Here is a 16,973-nt window from a genome sequence, read left to right on the forward strand (position 1 = left end):
ACCTAAATTTTTATAAAAAAAAATCCTCAATTAAAATTGAGGATTCTTTGTTGTATTAATCATATTATTTCATTGCTTTCTTATTCAGAGCAGTATCTGCGATACTGGTAAGGAGTTCATCGCATTTTTTCTCTTCTTCCAATGTTTTTAATAAAATTTTCAGACATTTGGTTTGCTTCAGAACCTTAGCATAAGCTGCTAAAGTACCATAGGTTGCAATTTCATAATGTTCTACTTTCTGTGATGCTGCAATAATTCCGGCATCCCGTACAGAGCCTGGTTGTGTTTCTTCCATAATACTTTTCCCTTCATCCAGCAATCCCTGCATGGCATCACATTTTTTTGCCTGAGCTTTCTTGCCCAAAGCAGCAAAACATTCTTCCAATCTTTTTACATGGTTTTCGGTTTCAGCCAGGTGACTTGATATCGCTTTCTTCAGGCCTTTATCTTCAGCATTTTTTTCCATTTTCGGAAGAGCTTTCGTTAGTGCTTTTTCAGCCCAGTAAATATCCTTAAGCCCATCTTCAAACAGATCCTTGAGTTCCTTTGCCGCATCCTTTTTAGCGGGAACCTTTCTTGCCGGAGTTTTTACCGCGGCTGTTTTTTTAGCCGGGGTTGATGCCGATCTGGCTCTTGAAGACGTTGCCGTTTTTTTTCCTGGTGTTTTTGTACTCGTTGCCATATTAATATTTTTTGTGGTTTATGCATTAACTGGTTACAATAATAAAGCCAAACGCAACAACGAAACCTCAAATTATTTAAATACTTAACATTAATTTAACTTAAAAATGAAATATTGAATAAAAATAAATAGAATTAAATACGCAATTACTAATTCTAATTATGACTATGATCATAAAAATAACAGTTGCTGAATCTTTATATTCGAAATAAATGAAAAGACATTAAGCATCACTAAAATGTATGTCTTCCAATCCACTATTATTATGAAAAAGAATCTTTTTGACAAATTCGCAGATAAAGCTGTTTATTTTACTGGTAGTGCCGCTGCATTTATCACAGCAACAATCCTCGTTATTGCCTGGGCTTCCGTAGGACCTATATTTAATTTTTCGGAAGTCTGGCAGATGGTTATCAATACCGGAACCACAATAATTACTTTTCTCATGGTTTTCCTTATCCAAAAAGCACAAAATAAGGACTCAAAAGCCATACAGATTAAACTTAACGAGCTAATTGCTGCTCATGAACACGCCAGTAACCGGATCGTAGATATTGAAGATCTTACAGAAGATGAACTGGACCAGCTTCATAAATTCTATGAAAAACTGGGAAAACTACCTAAAAAAGAAGCTTCTCCCACCCGTTCAATATCAATAGATGAGCAATCAAAATCTGCCTGTAATCAGCGGTATAAATAAAACTGTTATTTATCTGTATTCCTCTTTGGATAGAGTATTAAACGGATGGAAGGGTTATTGGTAATAAACAACCGAAGCCAATCAAAAGCAAGACGGACCTTACTTCCAAATCCTACCAAAGGAATGATATGAATAAATAACCAGGTAAGCCATGCTATAAAACCTTTAAAAGAAAATTTTGGGAGGTCTACTACCGCATTGTATTTAGAAATAATTGCCATGCTTCCTTTGTCATTATACTCGAAAGGTTTCAAAGGTTTACCTTGTGCAATATACTTAAAGTTATCAGCTAAGTTATGCGCTTGCTGTATGGCTACCTGCGCCAGTTGAGGATGCCCGTTTGGATATTTTTTTTCCGTGAGCTGAAGACAAATGTCGCCTACAGCGTAAATATTTCTCATTCCTTCCACTTCATTATATCCGTCTACCAGTATTCTTCTTCCACGACCGATAGCTTCTTTTGGAATACCGGGAACTTCCCGGCCTATGACACCGGATGTCCAGATCAGGGTCTCGGTTTCAATGGATCTTCCATCAGAAAGGATTACTTTATTGTCAATATAATCTTTCACAGAGACGTTCAGAATAATTTTTACCCCTAATTTTTTCAGTGTCTCATAAGAAGTTTTCTGGGCCATTTCGCTCATCGGGGAAAGAAGGGTAGGAAGGGCATCAATAAGATACAGGTTGGAAAGCCCCAGTTTAATTTCTGGATATTCTTTTTCAGCAATATATTTTCCCATTTCTGCCAGCATCCCAGCAAGTTCCACTCCTGTAGGTCCACCTCCTGCAATAACAATATTCTGAAGACGACCTGCTGCTTTCATATCCTTATTTCTTGCCGCTTCTTCCAGGGTCAGAAGCATATGATTTCGAAGATAAAGAGCTTCAGTAATACTTTTCATAGGAAGTGCACACCTCTGAACATTTTCCATCCCGAAAAAATTAGATTCGGTTCCTAAAGCAAGAACGAGATAATCATAGCTTAAATTTCCGGTATCAGTTTCTACGGTTTTGGTTTCTGAAACCACCTTAATTAGATTTCCCATGTGAAACCGTACATTTCGGAACTTTGAAATCATTCTTCTGAAAGGATAACTGATATTTGAAGCCTGAATAAAAGAAGTGGCTACCTGGTAGATGAGAGGAGGAAAGAAATGGTAATTATTTTTATCAATCAATGTGATCTCAAACCGTTCGTCATTTTTAAGTGATTTGATGAGATTAATCCCAGCAAATCCTCCGCCTACAATGATGATGTGCTTTTTCATACTTACTATTTTGAGTGGTTACAGTAAGAGTCCAATAATAAGACCAAAAAAAATTAAAGTTCATAAATGCACAATGTTTGCTTGCTTTACTATAACCCAACATAAAAAGTAACATATGAAAACAGACATTCTAACGGAAAAGCACAAATTAGGATTAGGAGGAGTAGCTATAGGAACTGCTTTTGCTGACATTACGGATGAAGAAGCGCACGAAGTCCTGCAAAAGGCCTGGGACCTGGGCATACGGTACTATGATACCTCACCCTGGTACGGATTGACAAAAAGCGAAAGAAGATTTGGACAGTTTTTACAGGGTAAGGATAGAGATGACTTTGTTTTCTCTACAAAAGTAGGCAGATTATTTAAGGAAGTCCCTAAATCTGAGGTTCCACCCACCATGTGGAAGAATCCATTAAATTATGACTTCCGGCATGATTATACAGCAGATGCTATAAAAAGGTCAATCGATGAAAGCCTTGAAAGATCAGGGCTCGACCATATTGATATTGTATACATCCATGATCTTTCTGAAGATCAGGTCGGTGACCGGTATCCTTACTTTCTGAAACAGGCAAAGGAAGGAGCTTTTAAAGTACTTTCAGAGTTAAGGGAACAAGGAATTATAAAAGCCTGGGGAATGGGTGTTAATAAAATAGAGCCTATTTTGGACTGCATTGAAGCTGCTGACCCAGACATCTGCCTTTCTGCTACCCAATATTCTATTTTAGAACATGAAGATGCCGTAGACAGACTACTTCCGGCCGTAAAAAAAGCTGGGGTAAAACTGGTTTCCGGAGCCGGTTATAATTCAGGATTTATTGCGGGGAGAAACCGCTATAATTATAAAGACGTCATTCCCAAAGGGATGACAGAAAAAAGAGACCGGATTGCAGAAATAGCAAAAAAATACAACACAGACATTGTACATGCAGCCCTGCAATTTGTTTTGGCGGCTGATGAATTTGCGGCCATTATTCCCGGAGCCAGTCAGCCGGATCAGGTGCATGACAATGTAGAAGGACTGAATGCTGTAATTCCTCCTGATTTCTGGAATGAGATAAAATCTGAGGGATTGATTTATGAAAAAGCTCAGATCCCAGATTACAGGTAGAATTTTAATATTATTAAACAGAAGCCTCTCATTGTGAGAGGCTTTTATTTGATGGCTTATACTCCGGCTGCTTTTTTCAACAATTCAACCGCTTCTGTCAGTTGATTCTCATTCAAAGAAGCAAACCCAAACCGGCAGGCATTCAACTGGGCGTTTTTTCCGGTACAATAAACAGTCCCGGAAACAACCAAACCATCTTTATGTGCTTTCTTCAAAATATCCGACAATTTAAATTCAGAATTAAATTTTAGCCATAATGCCATTCCTCCCGTTGGTTTTGTAAAAGTAACAACATCAGTCAATTCTTTACTGATCAATTCTGAAACCAGATCACATCGTTGGGCATACAAACGGTTGGATCTCTGAATATGACGGGCTAGATCACCATTGTTAATGAGTCCGGCTGCTGCCTCTTCAATAATAGCATCACCCCTGATATCAATAAGTTTTCTAAGCTTACGGGCAGCTTCTAAAAAATCGGCTGTAGCCACCATATATCCAAGGCGGAAAGGAGTCCCAAGAACTTTTGTAAGAGAACCTATATAAATAACTCTTCCATTATGATCCCCACTGGCCAGAGGAAGATAAGGGTCATATTTAAACTGAAAATCATAATCGTAATCGTCTTCAATAACTGCAATATCATATGATTTAATCAATTTCAGCATATGTTGTCTTCTTTCTACACTCATCGTCACTGTAGTAGGATGATGATGATGAGGGATAATGTAGATCATTTTAATATCATTTTTCTGCAGAACCTCCTCAACCGATCGTGTGCACATTCCTTCATTATCTACGGGTACGCGGATAAGCTCGGCCCCTAATTTTTCAAAAACAAGATTTGCGATAAAGTAGCTCGGGTCGCTTACAATTACTTTATCACCTGGCTTTATAATAAGCGAAGCAGCAATATAAATTGCCATTTGCGCACCACGTGTGGTAAAAATATTTTCTATCTCCATATCCAATCCCCGGGTATGCTTCAGAAAAGTAGATAATGCAATAGAAAGATTGGAGTTTTCTGATATCCTATGCCTCAAAACAGCTTTATATGTAATTTCATCCAATGCCTTTTTAAACTGTTTGGTTATGGTTGTAACCGGTAAAAGTGAAATATCCGGCAAACCATCATCGATAATTATCCTGCTGTTTTCAACAGAGAGAACAGGATTTAAGATCATTTCCAAACGTTCAAAGTTGATTGCTCCTTTATGCGCAAAGGCACTTATTTTATTTTTTTTATAAGATCTGGGTTTAATCCGGGGCAAATCATAAGATACCCTATATCCTTTCCTCGGCAGATTATCCACCCAATCTTCTGAAACCAGAACATCATAAGCTGCAGTAATTGTCTTTCGATGAAGCTGAAGATCAAATGCAAGACCTCTGGTACTTGGCAACAGGGTTCCGGGAAGGAGCTTTCCTTCCTGAATTAATGAAATAAGCTGGGCTGCAATCTGTCGATACAGAGGTTCAGTTGTATCCGCATTAATGAGAATCAGATTCTTATAAGGAAGCATAATCTGGAATTTACTACTACAAATATAAATAATCTGGACTACCAAATTAAATAAATCTGGCTCCGATTACCACCTTTCCTGCGGTCTAATTTTGTATCATTAAAACAAATAAAACAATTGAAGTTAAACTACTTGCATTAATTAAAATTTAGTTATGAAAAAGAGACTCGCATTACAGAAATACCTGCCACAGGCTTATCAATTGATGAAAGAAATGGACGACCTTATTAAAAAGGAATAGACCCTCTTCATTTTGAATTAATCAAGATCCGCGGTTCACAATTAAACGGTTGTGCATATTGCCTTAATAAACATATTACTGATGCTGTTCAATATGGAGAAAATCCACAGCGGATTTACGTATTGAGTGCCTGGCATGAGGCTAAAAACTGGTTTACTACTGAAGAACAGATTATTTTACAGCTTACTGAAGAGATTACATTAATAGGCTCTCATGGAATAAGCGATAGCGTATATGACAAAGCTGTAGAAACTTTCGGAGAAGAAAAAACAGCTCATTTGATATTAGCCGCTATCAGCATCAATAGCTGGAACCGTATTGGTGTTGGTCTTCAGATGCACCCCGTACAATACAAAAATCAATAAATAATGGAAGTAAAAGAAGCAAAAACAAGAGCAGACATAGAATTTTGCAAAGAAGTAATTCTTCAGTTCCGTACGAATCTGAAGGAAGATAATTATGTTGATCAGATTATAGAAATGATGAATGAGGAAGGTTTTAAACTACATTATATCCCCAACGATACCAATACAAAAGCTGTAGCATTTATTGGCTACCGCCCGCTACAAATGCTGAGGACCGGTAAGATTATTTATATAGATGATCTGTTCACTTCTTCTGAATGTCGTAGTAAAGGATTTGCAGGTTTGTTATTGGATCACGTAACCAAAGAAGCGGAAACAACAGGAATACAGTCTGTTCATCTGGATAGTGGTTATATGCTCCATGACGCACACCGTTTATATCTTAATAAAGGCTATGTCCTTGCCTGTAATCATTTTGCAAAAAAGATTTCTTAACTGATGTAAAAAAATCAATCTGACAAACGGAAATCTATCACTCAATCTAACTATCTAAAAATCAATAAAATAAAAATGATCAGTTATCAAATAGAAGAAAAAATAAGCACTGAAGAGTTTACCGATATTCTCCTCACTTCAACCCTTGGCGAAAGAAGACCTGTAAATAACTCCAGAAGAATCAATGGAATGCTGGAACATGCAAACCTCATTGTAACAGCGCGTGATCAGGGAAAGCTGGTAGGAATTGCCAGATCGTTAACAGATTTCGTTTACTGCACTTATCTATCAGATCTTGCCGTGGATAAAGCATACCAGAAAACAGGCATCGGAAAAGAACTTATCCGTTTAACTAAAAAAGAAACTCCCGAAGCAAAACTTATCTTGCTGGCAGCTCCAAAAGCGATACATTATTATCCTAAGATTGGAATGGTACAGTGGGAACAATGCTACATTCTGGATGATATTGATGCTCTTAAATAATAAGTTGAATTCATCACCTCTTTTGTGATTAACTAAGTAAACAAACATATTATTTTATCATTATGGATAAGGCAATATTTTCGTTTTAACAATTCCCCATCTATCTTTTGGGTTAAGTAGAAGTAGACTAAAGAAAAAAAAAGGTTCTTTAATGTTAATATATCCTAATGTTCTTTTCATATTTCTTTTTTTGAGGTAACTTAGTATATATAATAAAAAACACCTGAAATGAACACCCCAAACGCAAAATCTGTACAACAAATTACTATTGATGGAAAATCTTATACTTATAGCTCTTTAAGAAACCTGCCGGGAGGTGTGGATCATCTTCCGTTCAGTATCCGTATTCTTCTAGAAAATGTTTTAAGGAATTATGACGGCTTTGGTATTACAGACGAACATATCAATACCTTACTGCAATGGACACCTGCTCCTAATGATAAGGATATCCCTTTTAAACCCGCCAGGATCCTGATGCAGGATTTCACAGGAGTACCGGCAGTAGTAGATATGGCTTCTTTAAGGGCAGAATTTGTGAGGCAGGGAAAAAACGGACAAAAGATCAATCCAGCTATTCCGGTAGATCTGGTTATCGACCATTCCGTTCAGGTAGACTATTTCGGAACCGATTATTCTTATGACCGGAATGTAGAACTGGAGTTTGAAAGGAATAAGGAACGGTATGAAGTTCTGAAATGGGCACAACACGGGTTGAATAATTTTACCGTAGTTCCTCCCGGAATGGGAATATGCCATCAGGTTAACCTGGAATATTTAGCAAAAGGGGTGATCAGCAGAGACGGATGGCTCTTTCCTGATACATTGGTAGGAACAGACTCACACACGCCAATGGTAAACGGAATCGGGGTTATCGCCTGGGGTGTTGGTGGAATAGAAGCGGAAGCAGCTATGCTGGGACAGCCTATTTTCTTTACCTGTCCTGAGGTAGTAGGTTTAAAACTGACAGGAAAAATTCCTGATCATTGTACTGCTACCGATATGGTTCTTTCAATCACAAAGATCCTTAGAAACCAGGGAGTAGTTGGGAAATTTGTGGAAGTCTTTGGTGAAGGGCTGGATCATTTAACGGTTACCGACCGTGCTACCATTTCCAATATGTCTCCGGAATTCGGATGTACGGTTACTTATTTCCCTATCGACTCACGTACTTTGGAATACATGCATGCTACCAACCGTTCTCCGGAACAGATCAAAATTGTTGAGGAATACTGCAAAGAAAATCTTTTATGGAGAACCGGAACGGAAGAAATTAAATATTCATCCGTCGCAGAACTTGATCTGTCGACCCTTGAACCAACGGTATCCGGGCCTAAACGTCCTCAGGATAAAATTTTAGTTAAAGATCTTAGCCAGAAATTTTCTGAAGTTTTAAAAGACGAGCATCATCGTAATTACGAACCTATTTCCAAAAGAACAGAGTATGCCTGGTTAGCGGACGGAGGTTCGGGAACGGAATTTACGTTTGGAAAAGTTCCTATTGAAGGAGAACTTCATTCGGAAGTTATTCAGGACTCTTTACGAACTGTAAGGATCAAACAAAATAATTCTGAATTTGTCTTAAGTGACGGAAGCATTGTAATTGCAGCGATTACCAGTTGCACCAACACATCAAACCCTGCTGTTATGGTAGGAGCAGGACTTTTAGCCCGAAATGCCATAGAAAAAGGACTTCGAACAAAATCATGGGTTAAGACATCTCTGGCACCAGGTTCCAAAGTCGTTACAAAATACCTTGAAAGATCCGGACTTAATACAGATCTGGAGGCACTTCGCTTTCATACAGTCGGCTATGGCTGTACCTCATGTATCGGAAATTCAGGACCACTTCCACCTGCTATTGCAACAGCAGTTGATAATGGCGAGCTGGTAGTAGCTTCGGTACTTTCCGGAAACAGGAATTTTGAGGCAAGAGTGCATCCGCAGGTTAAGATGAATTTTCTCATGTCACCAATGTTGGTTGTTGCCTATGCTTTGGTTGGACATGTTGATATCAATTTAATTACAGACCCTCTGGACTATGATCCGAATGGACAGCCCGTCTATTTAAAAGATATCTGGCCTTCATGCGAAGAGATCCAAAGAACGATCAATGAGTGCATGAAACAGGAAGATTTTGAAGACGTTTATAATGTAATCTTTGATGGTTCAGAAGACTGGCAGGATCTTGAAGTTAACCTGGATCAGAATTTCGAATGGAACAAAAGCTCAACCTATATCAAAGAAGCTCCTTTTTTTGAAAATATCAAGGCTCAGCCGGATCCTGTAACCGATATAAAAAATGCAAAAGTGCTGCTGTATCTCGGAGACTCTGTAACCACCGATCATATTTCACCGGCGGGATCTTTTAAAGAAGACTCTGCGGCAGGAAGTTATCTGAAAGCCAATAATGTAAACAAAGAAGATTTTAATTCTTATGGTTCCAGAAGAGGAAATCATGAAGTGATGATGCGCGGAACTTTTGCCAACGTAAGGATAAAAAATAAAATAGCTGACAGAGAGGGTGGATACAGTCGTTATTTACCTACAGGAGAAGTTAAAACGGTTTTTGATACGGCGATGCAATACCAAAAAGACCAGACACCACTGATTATTTTAGCGGGTAAAGAATATGGATCAGGATCCTCCCGTGACTGGGCTGCAAAAGGAACTTTCCTGTTAGGTGTAAAAGCGGTGATCGCTGAAAGCTTTGAACGTATCCATAGAAGCAATCTGGTTGGAATGGGTGTGGCACCATTGGTTTTCAATGATGGAGAAAATGCAGCCTCTTTAGGATTGGACGGAACGGAAACGTATACCATCACCGGTTTAGAGGAAAATCTGGTTCCGCATAAAATGCTTAATGTAAAAGCTGTACACCCTTCAGGAAAAGAAACAGTATTCACCGTTAAGGCAAGATTAGATTCGGCAATAGAAATTGAATATTATAAAAACCAGGGAATATTACAGTACGTTTTGCGGGATTATTTAAAGAATAATTAATCTCCGGAATCCGGACTATACGATGGAATGAAAACAAGTGCAGGCATCTTATTATTTAAAAAAGAAAATAACCATCTGTTTTATTTTCTAGTTCATCCGGGAGGCCCCTTCTGGAAGAATAAAGATAAAGGTGCCTGGTCCATTCCCAAAGGAGAAATAGAACAGGGGGAAGATCCCCTGGAACGGGCCCGCATAGAATTTAAAGAGGAAACCGGACAATCTATAGAAGGAGAATTCATAGGACTGACTCCCATCCGGCAGAAAGGAGGTAAAACAGTGCATGCCTGGGCAATAGAAACAGATATTGAAACGACACAGCTTTTCAGCAATTCTTTACAAATAGAATGGCCGCCAAGATCAGGAAAACGTATGGAAATACCGGAGGTAGACCAATGGGAATGGTTCGATTCAGAAGAAGCAAAAATACGTATTAATCCAGCGCAGGTGTTGTTCCTTTCAGAACTGGAGGAACTGTTGCAAAAGTAAGATTACAATTCTTTAATCAATCGAAAAGTAAGGTTGATCCGGGGTTGCATAGGCTTGGTTGATTTCGCAATTCTATGTTCCCAGTTAACCTGCAAATTACCTTTCATGATCAACAGCGATCCATGCGAAAGAGGGAGGCTGTATTTTAAATGATGATCATCCACTTTACGGAAATCAAAATTTCTGACCTGTCCAAGACTCAGAGAAGCGATCACAGGCCGGTTCCCCAACTCACTGTCTCTGTCCCTGTGCCACGCAACGGAATCATTGCCATTTCTGTACAGGTTCAGTAATACCGAATTGAATGTATATCCGGTTGTCTGTTCCAAACGCTGTTTCAATGCCAGTAATTCAGGTGACCATGGATTAACCACAACACGGGTACCACTTAACTGATAAGATTTGCCTTCGTCTCCATACCAAGCGGTCAGGCGTGGCGTCAAAACTTCTTTGTCATACATTTTCTGAGTCGTCTGGATCCATGGGGCAGTTTCCATTAAAAACTCCTGAAGCTCTTTTGCTTCCTGTTGTGATAGGAAATGATCTGTATATTCCAATAACTCTTTAGGAAACTGGTAATATTCTTCTGCATCAAATAAGCTAAGCTGGTCCATTGTAAGAAATTAAAAAAATATCCTTCACCGGTAAATAATCCGGTAAAGGATATTTTAATATTTTAAATTTTAATCAAGAGGCTTTCTGCCTGAAATAATATTATAAAGAACGACAATAATGGCAATAACCAATAAAACATGAACTAAATATCCGGTACTTATTCCGGGTATAACGTTTAGCATTCCTAAAAGCCAAACAACAATACAAATAACTGCGACTAACCATAATAAACTTCTCATAACTGTATATTTTAAGTGATTTATTTTATTAAAGCATACCTTATGCCTTTTGTTATTCAATTTTTATCCTGAATTCAGAACCTCAATACGTTTCTTTCGTTGGTTACTCCTCTTTTCTAAAACTTACAACCTGATATTCACCATCCGAACAAAACTTTTTACAACTTTCATCATCAAATTTATCAGGAGCTTTCAGAAAAGCCTCAATGTATTTTTGACTCTCTTCCGTATTAGCTGGGGTAATAATGATATGATAATCCTTCAATACCGTCTCATCAGCTTTTTTTAAAGATTCTTTTCTATGCTGAACTGCTTCGTTGTACTTCATATTGCTTTTTTATTACTTTTCAAAGATAAGTCTGCCCTCAAACGGCTCACTCCAACTGATAAAAATACGGTCGTTCAGTCTTCTTATCATAGCCTGTATAACCTCATAACTTCCATCTTCATTTCTTTTCTCTACAGTAAGATTCGAGCCTTCCCCAATTTCTGTTTTTTTGTATTCAACCTGATATCGTCCGTCATCAGTTGGTACAAAATCTTCTTTATGTAAATTTCGATGTGCCATGATATAAAGTATAAGAATTCGGTTTATATAAAGAATAAATTATGCCATTTTTTACAAATATGTTATTTTTTTTCACTTTTAACATACAACACAGCAATCAATCCCATTATCAATAGCATATCTGCAGGATTTCATATATTTTGATAATCAATCATTTATAAGGTAATTCAACTTAAAACGGATTTATTTTTATCATCACTACAATCCTGATACCTTTTGATTAAGATTTTTGATATCTCTCCGCAATTCCAGAAACATATCTTTTACACTTTGGGTGTGGTCTTCATTTTCAAATTCCCGGATCGAAATTCCACAGGCATATTCCCAAACTTCCAGTAAATCACTCAAAATAATATCATAAGGCTCATAAAATGGATTGTCAGCCGCTATATGAAGTGCATTTTCTTTTCTGGATTTAAATCTTTTATAAGTAATTCCATCATTTAACGTTACGAAGATGTATGTTTTATCAGGCTTCAGGTCTTCTGTTTTTTCAATGTATTTTCCGACAATATAAGAACCATCTTTAAAAGGCGGCATCGAATCTCCTTCTACAGGAAAAGCCCTGTATTTTCCATTTGTAAGAAAGGGTAGGGAGATATTCTGGAGGCTTTCAATGTACCCTGGATCGGTATATCCGGACAGGTATCCCATCGATGCTTTCTGAGGAATAATTTCAATGCTGTTATTTCCTGATTGATCAACTACGACGGGGAGCACAATTCTGTTATCGGGAAGATTAATAATATCATTTAATGGATATTTCTTAAGGTCTATCGTTACCATCAGATCGATACTTACCCTATAGTACCTGGACATCTTAATCAATAGCTCTATCGGAGGTTGTGAAGCGCCATCTTCATATTTTGCATACCGTCCGCGTGTTATTAATAACTCATCTGCTACAGCTTGTTGAGATAATTTCAATTGATATCGTAAATACCTTATATTTTCTGCTAAAATTGACATTGATACAAATTATATCAACAAATATAATAATTTTGATACAAATCATAGCTAATTTTGTTTCGTGGAACGATCGATTGTACATATGGACCTGGATACATTTTTTGTATCCTGTGAGCGTCTTAATAACTCAGAACTTAACGGAATCCCTCTGATCATAGGAGGTGGGGACCGTGGGGTAGTAGCCTCGTGTTCCTATGAAGCAAGAAAGTTTGGAGTACGCTCTGCCATGCCGATAAGAATGGCACTTAAGCTCTGCCCTGATGCTAAAGTGATCCGTGGAGATCATGAAATGTATTCCAACTTATCCCATCTGGTAACAGAGGTCATTCAAAGTAAGGTTCCGGTAATGGAAAAGGCGAGTATTGATGAATTTTATCTCGACCTGTCCGGAATGGATCAGTTTTTCGGATGCTATCAGTGGACTACAGAAATTGCTGCTGCCGTCACAAAAGAAACGGGGCTTCCCATCAGCTTTGCATTATCCAACAACAAAACCGTCTCAAAAATCGGAAGTGGGGAATCTAAACCCCATGGAAAGCTCGAAATAAAGCCGCAGAATATGCAGGGATTTCTTAACCCTTTATCAATAAGGAAGATTCCGATGGTAGGAAATGCTACTTTTCAGCTCCTTTCAAGAATAGGAATCCGCACCATTCATACATTATCTGAAATGCCTGTTCTGGTATTACAACAGATGATCGGAAAAAACGGGATTGAACTCTGGAAAAAAGCCAATGGAATTGATGAGAATCCGGTCATTCCTTATTCGGAAAGGAAATCAATCTCAACGGAAAGAACTTTTTCGAATGATACCATGGATATGGTTTCTTTAAAAGGGCTGATATCGGGAATGGCTGAGCAGCTGGCCTATCAGCTCCGGAAAGAAAGATGGTTGACTTCAACGGTAACGATTAAGATCCGGTATTCCAATTTTGATACGGAGACCAAACAATGTAAAGTATCTTATACTTCTGCAGATCACACCCTTTCACGGGTTGCCCTGGAATTATTCCAAAAAGCCTACACCAGAAGAATGCGCCTTCGTCTGGTAGGATTACGCTTCACAGGACTGGTTCATGGAAACCATCAGATGGATCTTTTCGAAGATACTGAAGAGCTGATGAATCTTTATCAGTCGATGGATTATATCAAAAATCGTTTTGGAGCCCAGGCTGTCGGCAGAGCTTCCGGATTTGATTTAGAAAATAAAAACAGATTATTCTAACGCTATGTTTCTCAATTGTCATTCTTTCCACAGCCTTCGTTATGGCACACTATCCATCAAAGAGCTGGTAAAACAAGCTCAGGAATCAGGAGTCCGGGAATTGGTTTTAACCGATATCAATACCATTACCGGAATCTACGAATTTAAAACGTTATGTGACCAATGTGGTATAAAACCCATCGCCGGAGTTGAAATAAGGAAAGAGGGTAGGCTTCTTTATATCGCTATTGCACAGGAATTCAGCGGGATTGGAGAGATCAACCAAATGATTACGGATTATAACTGCAATGGAAAAGACCTCACGGAAGCCGCTCCGCAATTTGCCAATGTATTTGTGATCTATCCTAAAGAAAATATTCCTGAAACACTTAGAGAAAATGAGTTTATAGGGATCCGGGAGGAAGAATTGACACTTCTTATCCGTACTGAATATCAGAACCTCATCCATAAAATGGTGGTACTGCATCCGATAACATTCGCCACCAGAAAGGATTATAACCTGCACTGTATTCTTCGGGCCATAGATAACAATACACTCCTCAGTAAACTGACTGAAGATGACACCTGCCATAAAACGGAATATTTCAAACGGGAACAAAGTATCCGTGATGCTTTTTATCAGTATCCAGAAATTATTAAAAATACACAGCATATTCTCAATTCCTGTCATTTTGAGTTTGACTATAAGAGAGTTAAAAATAAATTACATTACACCCGGTCCAAAGAAGGAGACCTTAAAATGCTGACCAGACTGGCCTATTTAGGATTAAAAAAACGCTATGGCTTAGATCATGAAATTGCCAGAGCAAGGGTTGAAATGGAGCTTAAAGTAATTGATGAACTCAATTTCAGCTCCTACTTCCTGATCGTCTGGGATATTATAAGATACAGCAACAGAATGGGATTTATGCATGTAGGACGGGGAAGTGGAGCCAACAGTATCGTAAGTTTCTGCCTGGAAATTACGGATATTTGTCCGCTGGAACTGGATCTGTATTTTGAACGCTTCCTCAATCTGAATAGGAAGACCCCTCCAGACTTTGATATTGACTGGAGCTGGCAGGAAAGGGATGCTATTCTGCAATATATTTTTGATCGCTATGGAAAAAAACATGTCGCATTTTGCGGAACTAATGTTGAATTTAAGTACAAATCGATATTGCGTGAAGTAGGCAAGGTTTTTGGCCTGCCAAAAGAAGAACTGGACGAGCTGACCAGCCAACGGATGGAACTGCATGATAAGAACCTGGTTATAGAGCATGTTCATAAATATGGTAAATTATTAGAAAAATTTCCTAATCAAAGGAGTATGCATGCTTGCGGAATTCTGATTTCGGAAGAGCCTATTACCCATTTTACAGCCCTTGAAATGCCTCCTAAAGGATTTCCCATTGTCCAGTTCGATATGAATGTTGCTGAAGATATCGGTTTTGAAAAATTTGATATCCTTTCCCAAAGAGGTTTAGGAACCATTAACGATACCGTTAAGCTGATCAAAAAAACAAGGAATATTGATATAGATATTCGGGATACCTCAATTTCCAAAGATGAAGAAGTGTGTAATGAATATCTGGCACAAGGCAGAACAATAGGTTGTTTTTATATTGAAAGTCCTGCCATGCGGGGGCTCTTGAGAAGGTTGAAATGCGATAACTATAAAATTTTAGTGGCGGCTTCTTCCATTATCAGACCCGGTGTTGCCCAAAGCGGAATGATGCGCGAATACATCTTCCGGCATAACCATCCCGACCAGTTTGAATATTTTCATTCCGTATTTGAAGAACATCTGAAAGAAACTTATGGAATCATGGTGTATCAGGAAGATGTGATCAAAATTTCCCAGTATTTTGGAGGATTATCATTAGCAGATGGAGATATTCTCCGGAGAGCGATGAGCGGGAAAGGTCGCTCTATTGAAAAGCTTCGGGAAGTAAAAGCTAATTTTTTCAAATCCTGTGAAGAAAAAGGACATTCGTTACAGCTTACTGCTGAAGCCTATCGCCAGATCGAGTCTTTTGCCGGGTATTCATTCTGTAAGGCTCATTCTGCTTCCTATGCGGTAGAAAGTTATCAGAGTTTATATCTGAAAGTATACTATCCGCTGGAGTTTATGGTTTCCGTGATCAATAACATGGGTGGATTTTACCGCACCGAGGTGTACATTCATGAAACCAAAATGTCGGGTGGAATTGTCTGCAACCCTTGCGTGAACACCAGTGATTTTCAAACCACCCTGCACGGAAAAGAAATTTATCTCGGGTTAATGCATTTACAGGGGCTTGAAACCAGGATTGCCCATTTTATCGTTGAGGAAAGAGCCAGAAACGGGAATTATAAATCCCTGGAGGATTTTATCCGAAGAGTCCCTGTCGGACTTGAAACCGCACAAATACTTATTTTCATCGGAGCTTTCCGGTTTACCGGAAAACAGAAAAACGAACTACTGGTGGAAGTAAGGATGCTCCTGGTTAATTTCAAACCGGAAAACAGAGGATTGATGCTGATCGAAGAACCTGTTAAGGAATACAAGCTTCCCCGGCTGAAAAGGGAGACTTTTGAAGATGCTTTCGATGAAATTGAAATTCTGGGGTTTACCATATCATGCAGTCCTTTTGACTTGCTGAAGACCGGTTACAGAGGTTCCGTTTTTGTGAAAGACCTGCTACAGTACCATAAAAAACAGGTAAAAATGCTGGCCTACCTCATCTCCAGAAAACATGTCCCTACCAAAAAAGGAACGATGTATTTCGGAACCTGGATCGATGTGAATGGCGATTACTTTGATACTGCCCATTTTCCGGACAGTCTTGAAAAGTATGCATTTCAGGGTGGGGGATGCTATCTTCTTCTAGGAACTGTGGAAGTTGATTTTCATTTTCCGACCATTACGGTTACCAAAATGGCCAAAATGCCATTCATTCCTGATCCAAGATATGCATATGACAAAGAAATGCAATACGATATTCATAAACAGATCAGAGAGGACGTAAGTATGACAAACAGGCTTCCTTATCCCCAAGCCCACGAAATCGGACTCCCCAGAAACAAGCTGAAATAAAT

The 16,973-nt window shown here is 38.6% G+C and carries 17 protein-coding genes and 1 pseudogene; 10 read left to right on the forward strand and 8 right to left on the reverse strand.

Features of this window, described 5'->3' with window-relative positions; all coding sequences use genetic code 11:
- Positions 1-64: 64 nt before the first annotated feature.
- Positions 65-682, reverse strand: a complete 618-nt coding sequence (locus ACNFU2_RS03905; protein WP_418123807.1) for a DUF892 family protein — start codon at positions 680-682, stop codon at positions 65-67.
- Between the two features lie 265 nt (positions 683-947).
- Here ACNFU2_RS03905 and ACNFU2_RS03910 point away from each other — a divergent pair, with 265 nt between their 5' ends.
- Complete coding sequence (locus ACNFU2_RS03910; protein ID WP_273648046.1) at positions 948-1,382, forward strand: low affinity iron permease family protein; 435 nt, start codon at positions 948-950, stop codon at positions 1,380-1,382.
- A 5-nt stretch (positions 1,383-1,387) separates the two neighbouring features.
- On the opposite strand, the gene ACNFU2_RS03915 is transcribed toward ACNFU2_RS03910, so the two are convergent.
- Entirely contained in the window at positions 1,388-2,653 is a 1,266-nt protein-coding gene (locus ACNFU2_RS03915) for an NAD(P)/FAD-dependent oxidoreductase (RefSeq protein ID WP_172282669.1), read from the reverse strand.
- Between the two features lie 115 nt (positions 2,654-2,768).
- Between ACNFU2_RS03915 and ACNFU2_RS03920 the strand changes: the two genes are divergently transcribed.
- The gene (locus ACNFU2_RS03920) at positions 2,769-3,764 is read left to right on the forward strand and encodes an aldo/keto reductase (protein ID WP_418123809.1); all 996 of its coding nucleotides are present in this window, start codon (positions 2,769-2,771) and stop codon (positions 3,762-3,764) included.
- Positions 3,765-3,820: 56 nt separating this feature from the next.
- Here ACNFU2_RS03920 and ACNFU2_RS03925 read toward each other — a convergent pair whose 3' ends face one another.
- Entirely contained in the window at positions 3,821-5,287 is a 1,467-nt protein-coding gene (locus tag ACNFU2_RS03925; RefSeq protein WP_418123811.1) for a PLP-dependent aminotransferase family protein, read from the reverse strand.
- Positions 5,288-5,554: 267 nt separating this feature from the next.
- Between ACNFU2_RS03925 and ACNFU2_RS03930 the strand changes: the two are divergent.
- From ACNFU2_RS03930 to ACNFU2_RS03955, 6 genes and pseudogenes are all read left to right on the forward strand, one after another.
- A pseudogene (locus ACNFU2_RS03930) lies at positions 5,555-5,617 on the forward strand (carboxymuconolactone decarboxylase family protein); the annotation flags it as partial.
- 33 nt (positions 5,618-5,650) lie between these two features.
- Positions 5,651-5,893 carry a carboxymuconolactone decarboxylase family protein gene (locus ACNFU2_RS03935; RefSeq protein ID WP_418123813.1) on the forward strand — a complete coding sequence of 81 codons (243 nt, stop codon included), beginning with the start codon at positions 5,651-5,653 and terminating at the stop codon, positions 5,891-5,893.
- Positions 5,894-5,896: 3 nt separating this feature from the next.
- Positions 5,897-6,328: a GNAT family N-acetyltransferase gene (locus tag ACNFU2_RS03940; RefSeq protein WP_411247094.1), complete on the forward strand. Its 432-nt coding sequence runs from the start codon at positions 5,897-5,899 to the stop codon at positions 6,326-6,328.
- Positions 6,329-6,403: 75 nt separating this feature from the next.
- Entirely contained in the window at positions 6,404-6,811 is a 408-nt protein-coding gene (locus ACNFU2_RS03945; RefSeq protein WP_273648051.1) for a GNAT family N-acetyltransferase, read from the forward strand.
- A gap of 228 nt (positions 6,812-7,039) precedes the next feature.
- Entirely contained in the window at positions 7,040-9,811 is a 2,772-nt protein-coding gene (gene acnA / locus ACNFU2_RS03950) for an aconitate hydratase AcnA (protein ID WP_418123816.1), read from the forward strand.
- A 27-nt stretch (positions 9,812-9,838) separates the two neighbouring features.
- Entirely contained in the window at positions 9,839-10,297 is a 459-nt protein-coding gene (locus ACNFU2_RS03955) for an NUDIX hydrolase (RefSeq protein WP_172282663.1), read from the forward strand.
- Positions 10,298-10,299: 2 nt separating this feature from the next.
- On the opposite strand, the gene ACNFU2_RS03960 is transcribed toward ACNFU2_RS03955, so the two are convergent.
- The 5 genes from ACNFU2_RS03960 to ACNFU2_RS03980 form a co-directional block, all read right to left on the reverse strand.
- A complete protein-coding gene (locus tag ACNFU2_RS03960; RefSeq protein ID WP_273648053.1) occupies positions 10,300-10,911 on the reverse strand; it encodes an alpha-ketoglutarate-dependent dioxygenase AlkB family protein in 612 nt (203 codons plus the stop codon).
- Between the two features lie 69 nt (positions 10,912-10,980).
- Positions 10,981-11,151, reverse strand: a complete 171-nt coding sequence (locus ACNFU2_RS03965) for a lmo0937 family membrane protein (RefSeq protein WP_172282659.1) — start codon at positions 11,149-11,151, stop codon at positions 10,981-10,983.
- 103 nt (positions 11,152-11,254) lie between these two features.
- Positions 11,255-11,479 (reverse strand): hypothetical protein, encoded by a 225-nt coding sequence (locus ACNFU2_RS03970; RefSeq protein WP_418123819.1) that lies wholly within the window; start codon positions 11,477-11,479, stop codon positions 11,255-11,257.
- A gap of 12 nt (positions 11,480-11,491) precedes the next feature.
- Positions 11,492-11,719, reverse strand: a complete 228-nt coding sequence (locus tag ACNFU2_RS03975; protein WP_306612377.1) for a glutathione synthase — start codon at positions 11,717-11,719, stop codon at positions 11,492-11,494.
- Between the two features lie 198 nt (positions 11,720-11,917).
- Complete coding sequence (locus tag ACNFU2_RS03980; protein ID WP_418123820.1) at positions 11,918-12,688, reverse strand: XRE family transcriptional regulator; 771 nt, start codon at positions 12,686-12,688, stop codon at positions 11,918-11,920.
- Between the two features lie 61 nt (positions 12,689-12,749).
- Here ACNFU2_RS03980 and dinB point away from each other — a divergent pair, with 61 nt between their 5' ends.
- Together dinB and ACNFU2_RS03990 are read left to right on the forward strand one after the other, a co-directional pair.
- Positions 12,750-13,913 (forward strand): DNA polymerase IV, encoded by a 1,164-nt coding sequence (gene dinB, locus ACNFU2_RS03985; RefSeq protein ID WP_418123822.1) that lies wholly within the window; start codon positions 12,750-12,752, stop codon positions 13,911-13,913.
- 4 nt (positions 13,914-13,917) lie between these two features.
- Positions 13,918-16,971 carry a DNA polymerase III subunit alpha gene (locus ACNFU2_RS03990; protein WP_418123824.1) on the forward strand — a complete coding sequence of 1,018 codons (3,054 nt, stop codon included), beginning with the start codon at positions 13,918-13,920 and terminating at the stop codon, positions 16,969-16,971.
- The last annotated feature ends 2 nt before the right edge of the window (positions 16,972-16,973 follow it).

The sequence above is a fragment of the Chryseobacterium sp. PTM-20240506 genome, assembly GCF_048296755.1.
Taxonomy (GTDB): domain Bacteria; phylum Bacteroidota; class Bacteroidia; order Flavobacteriales; family Weeksellaceae; genus Chryseobacterium; species Chryseobacterium proteolyticum.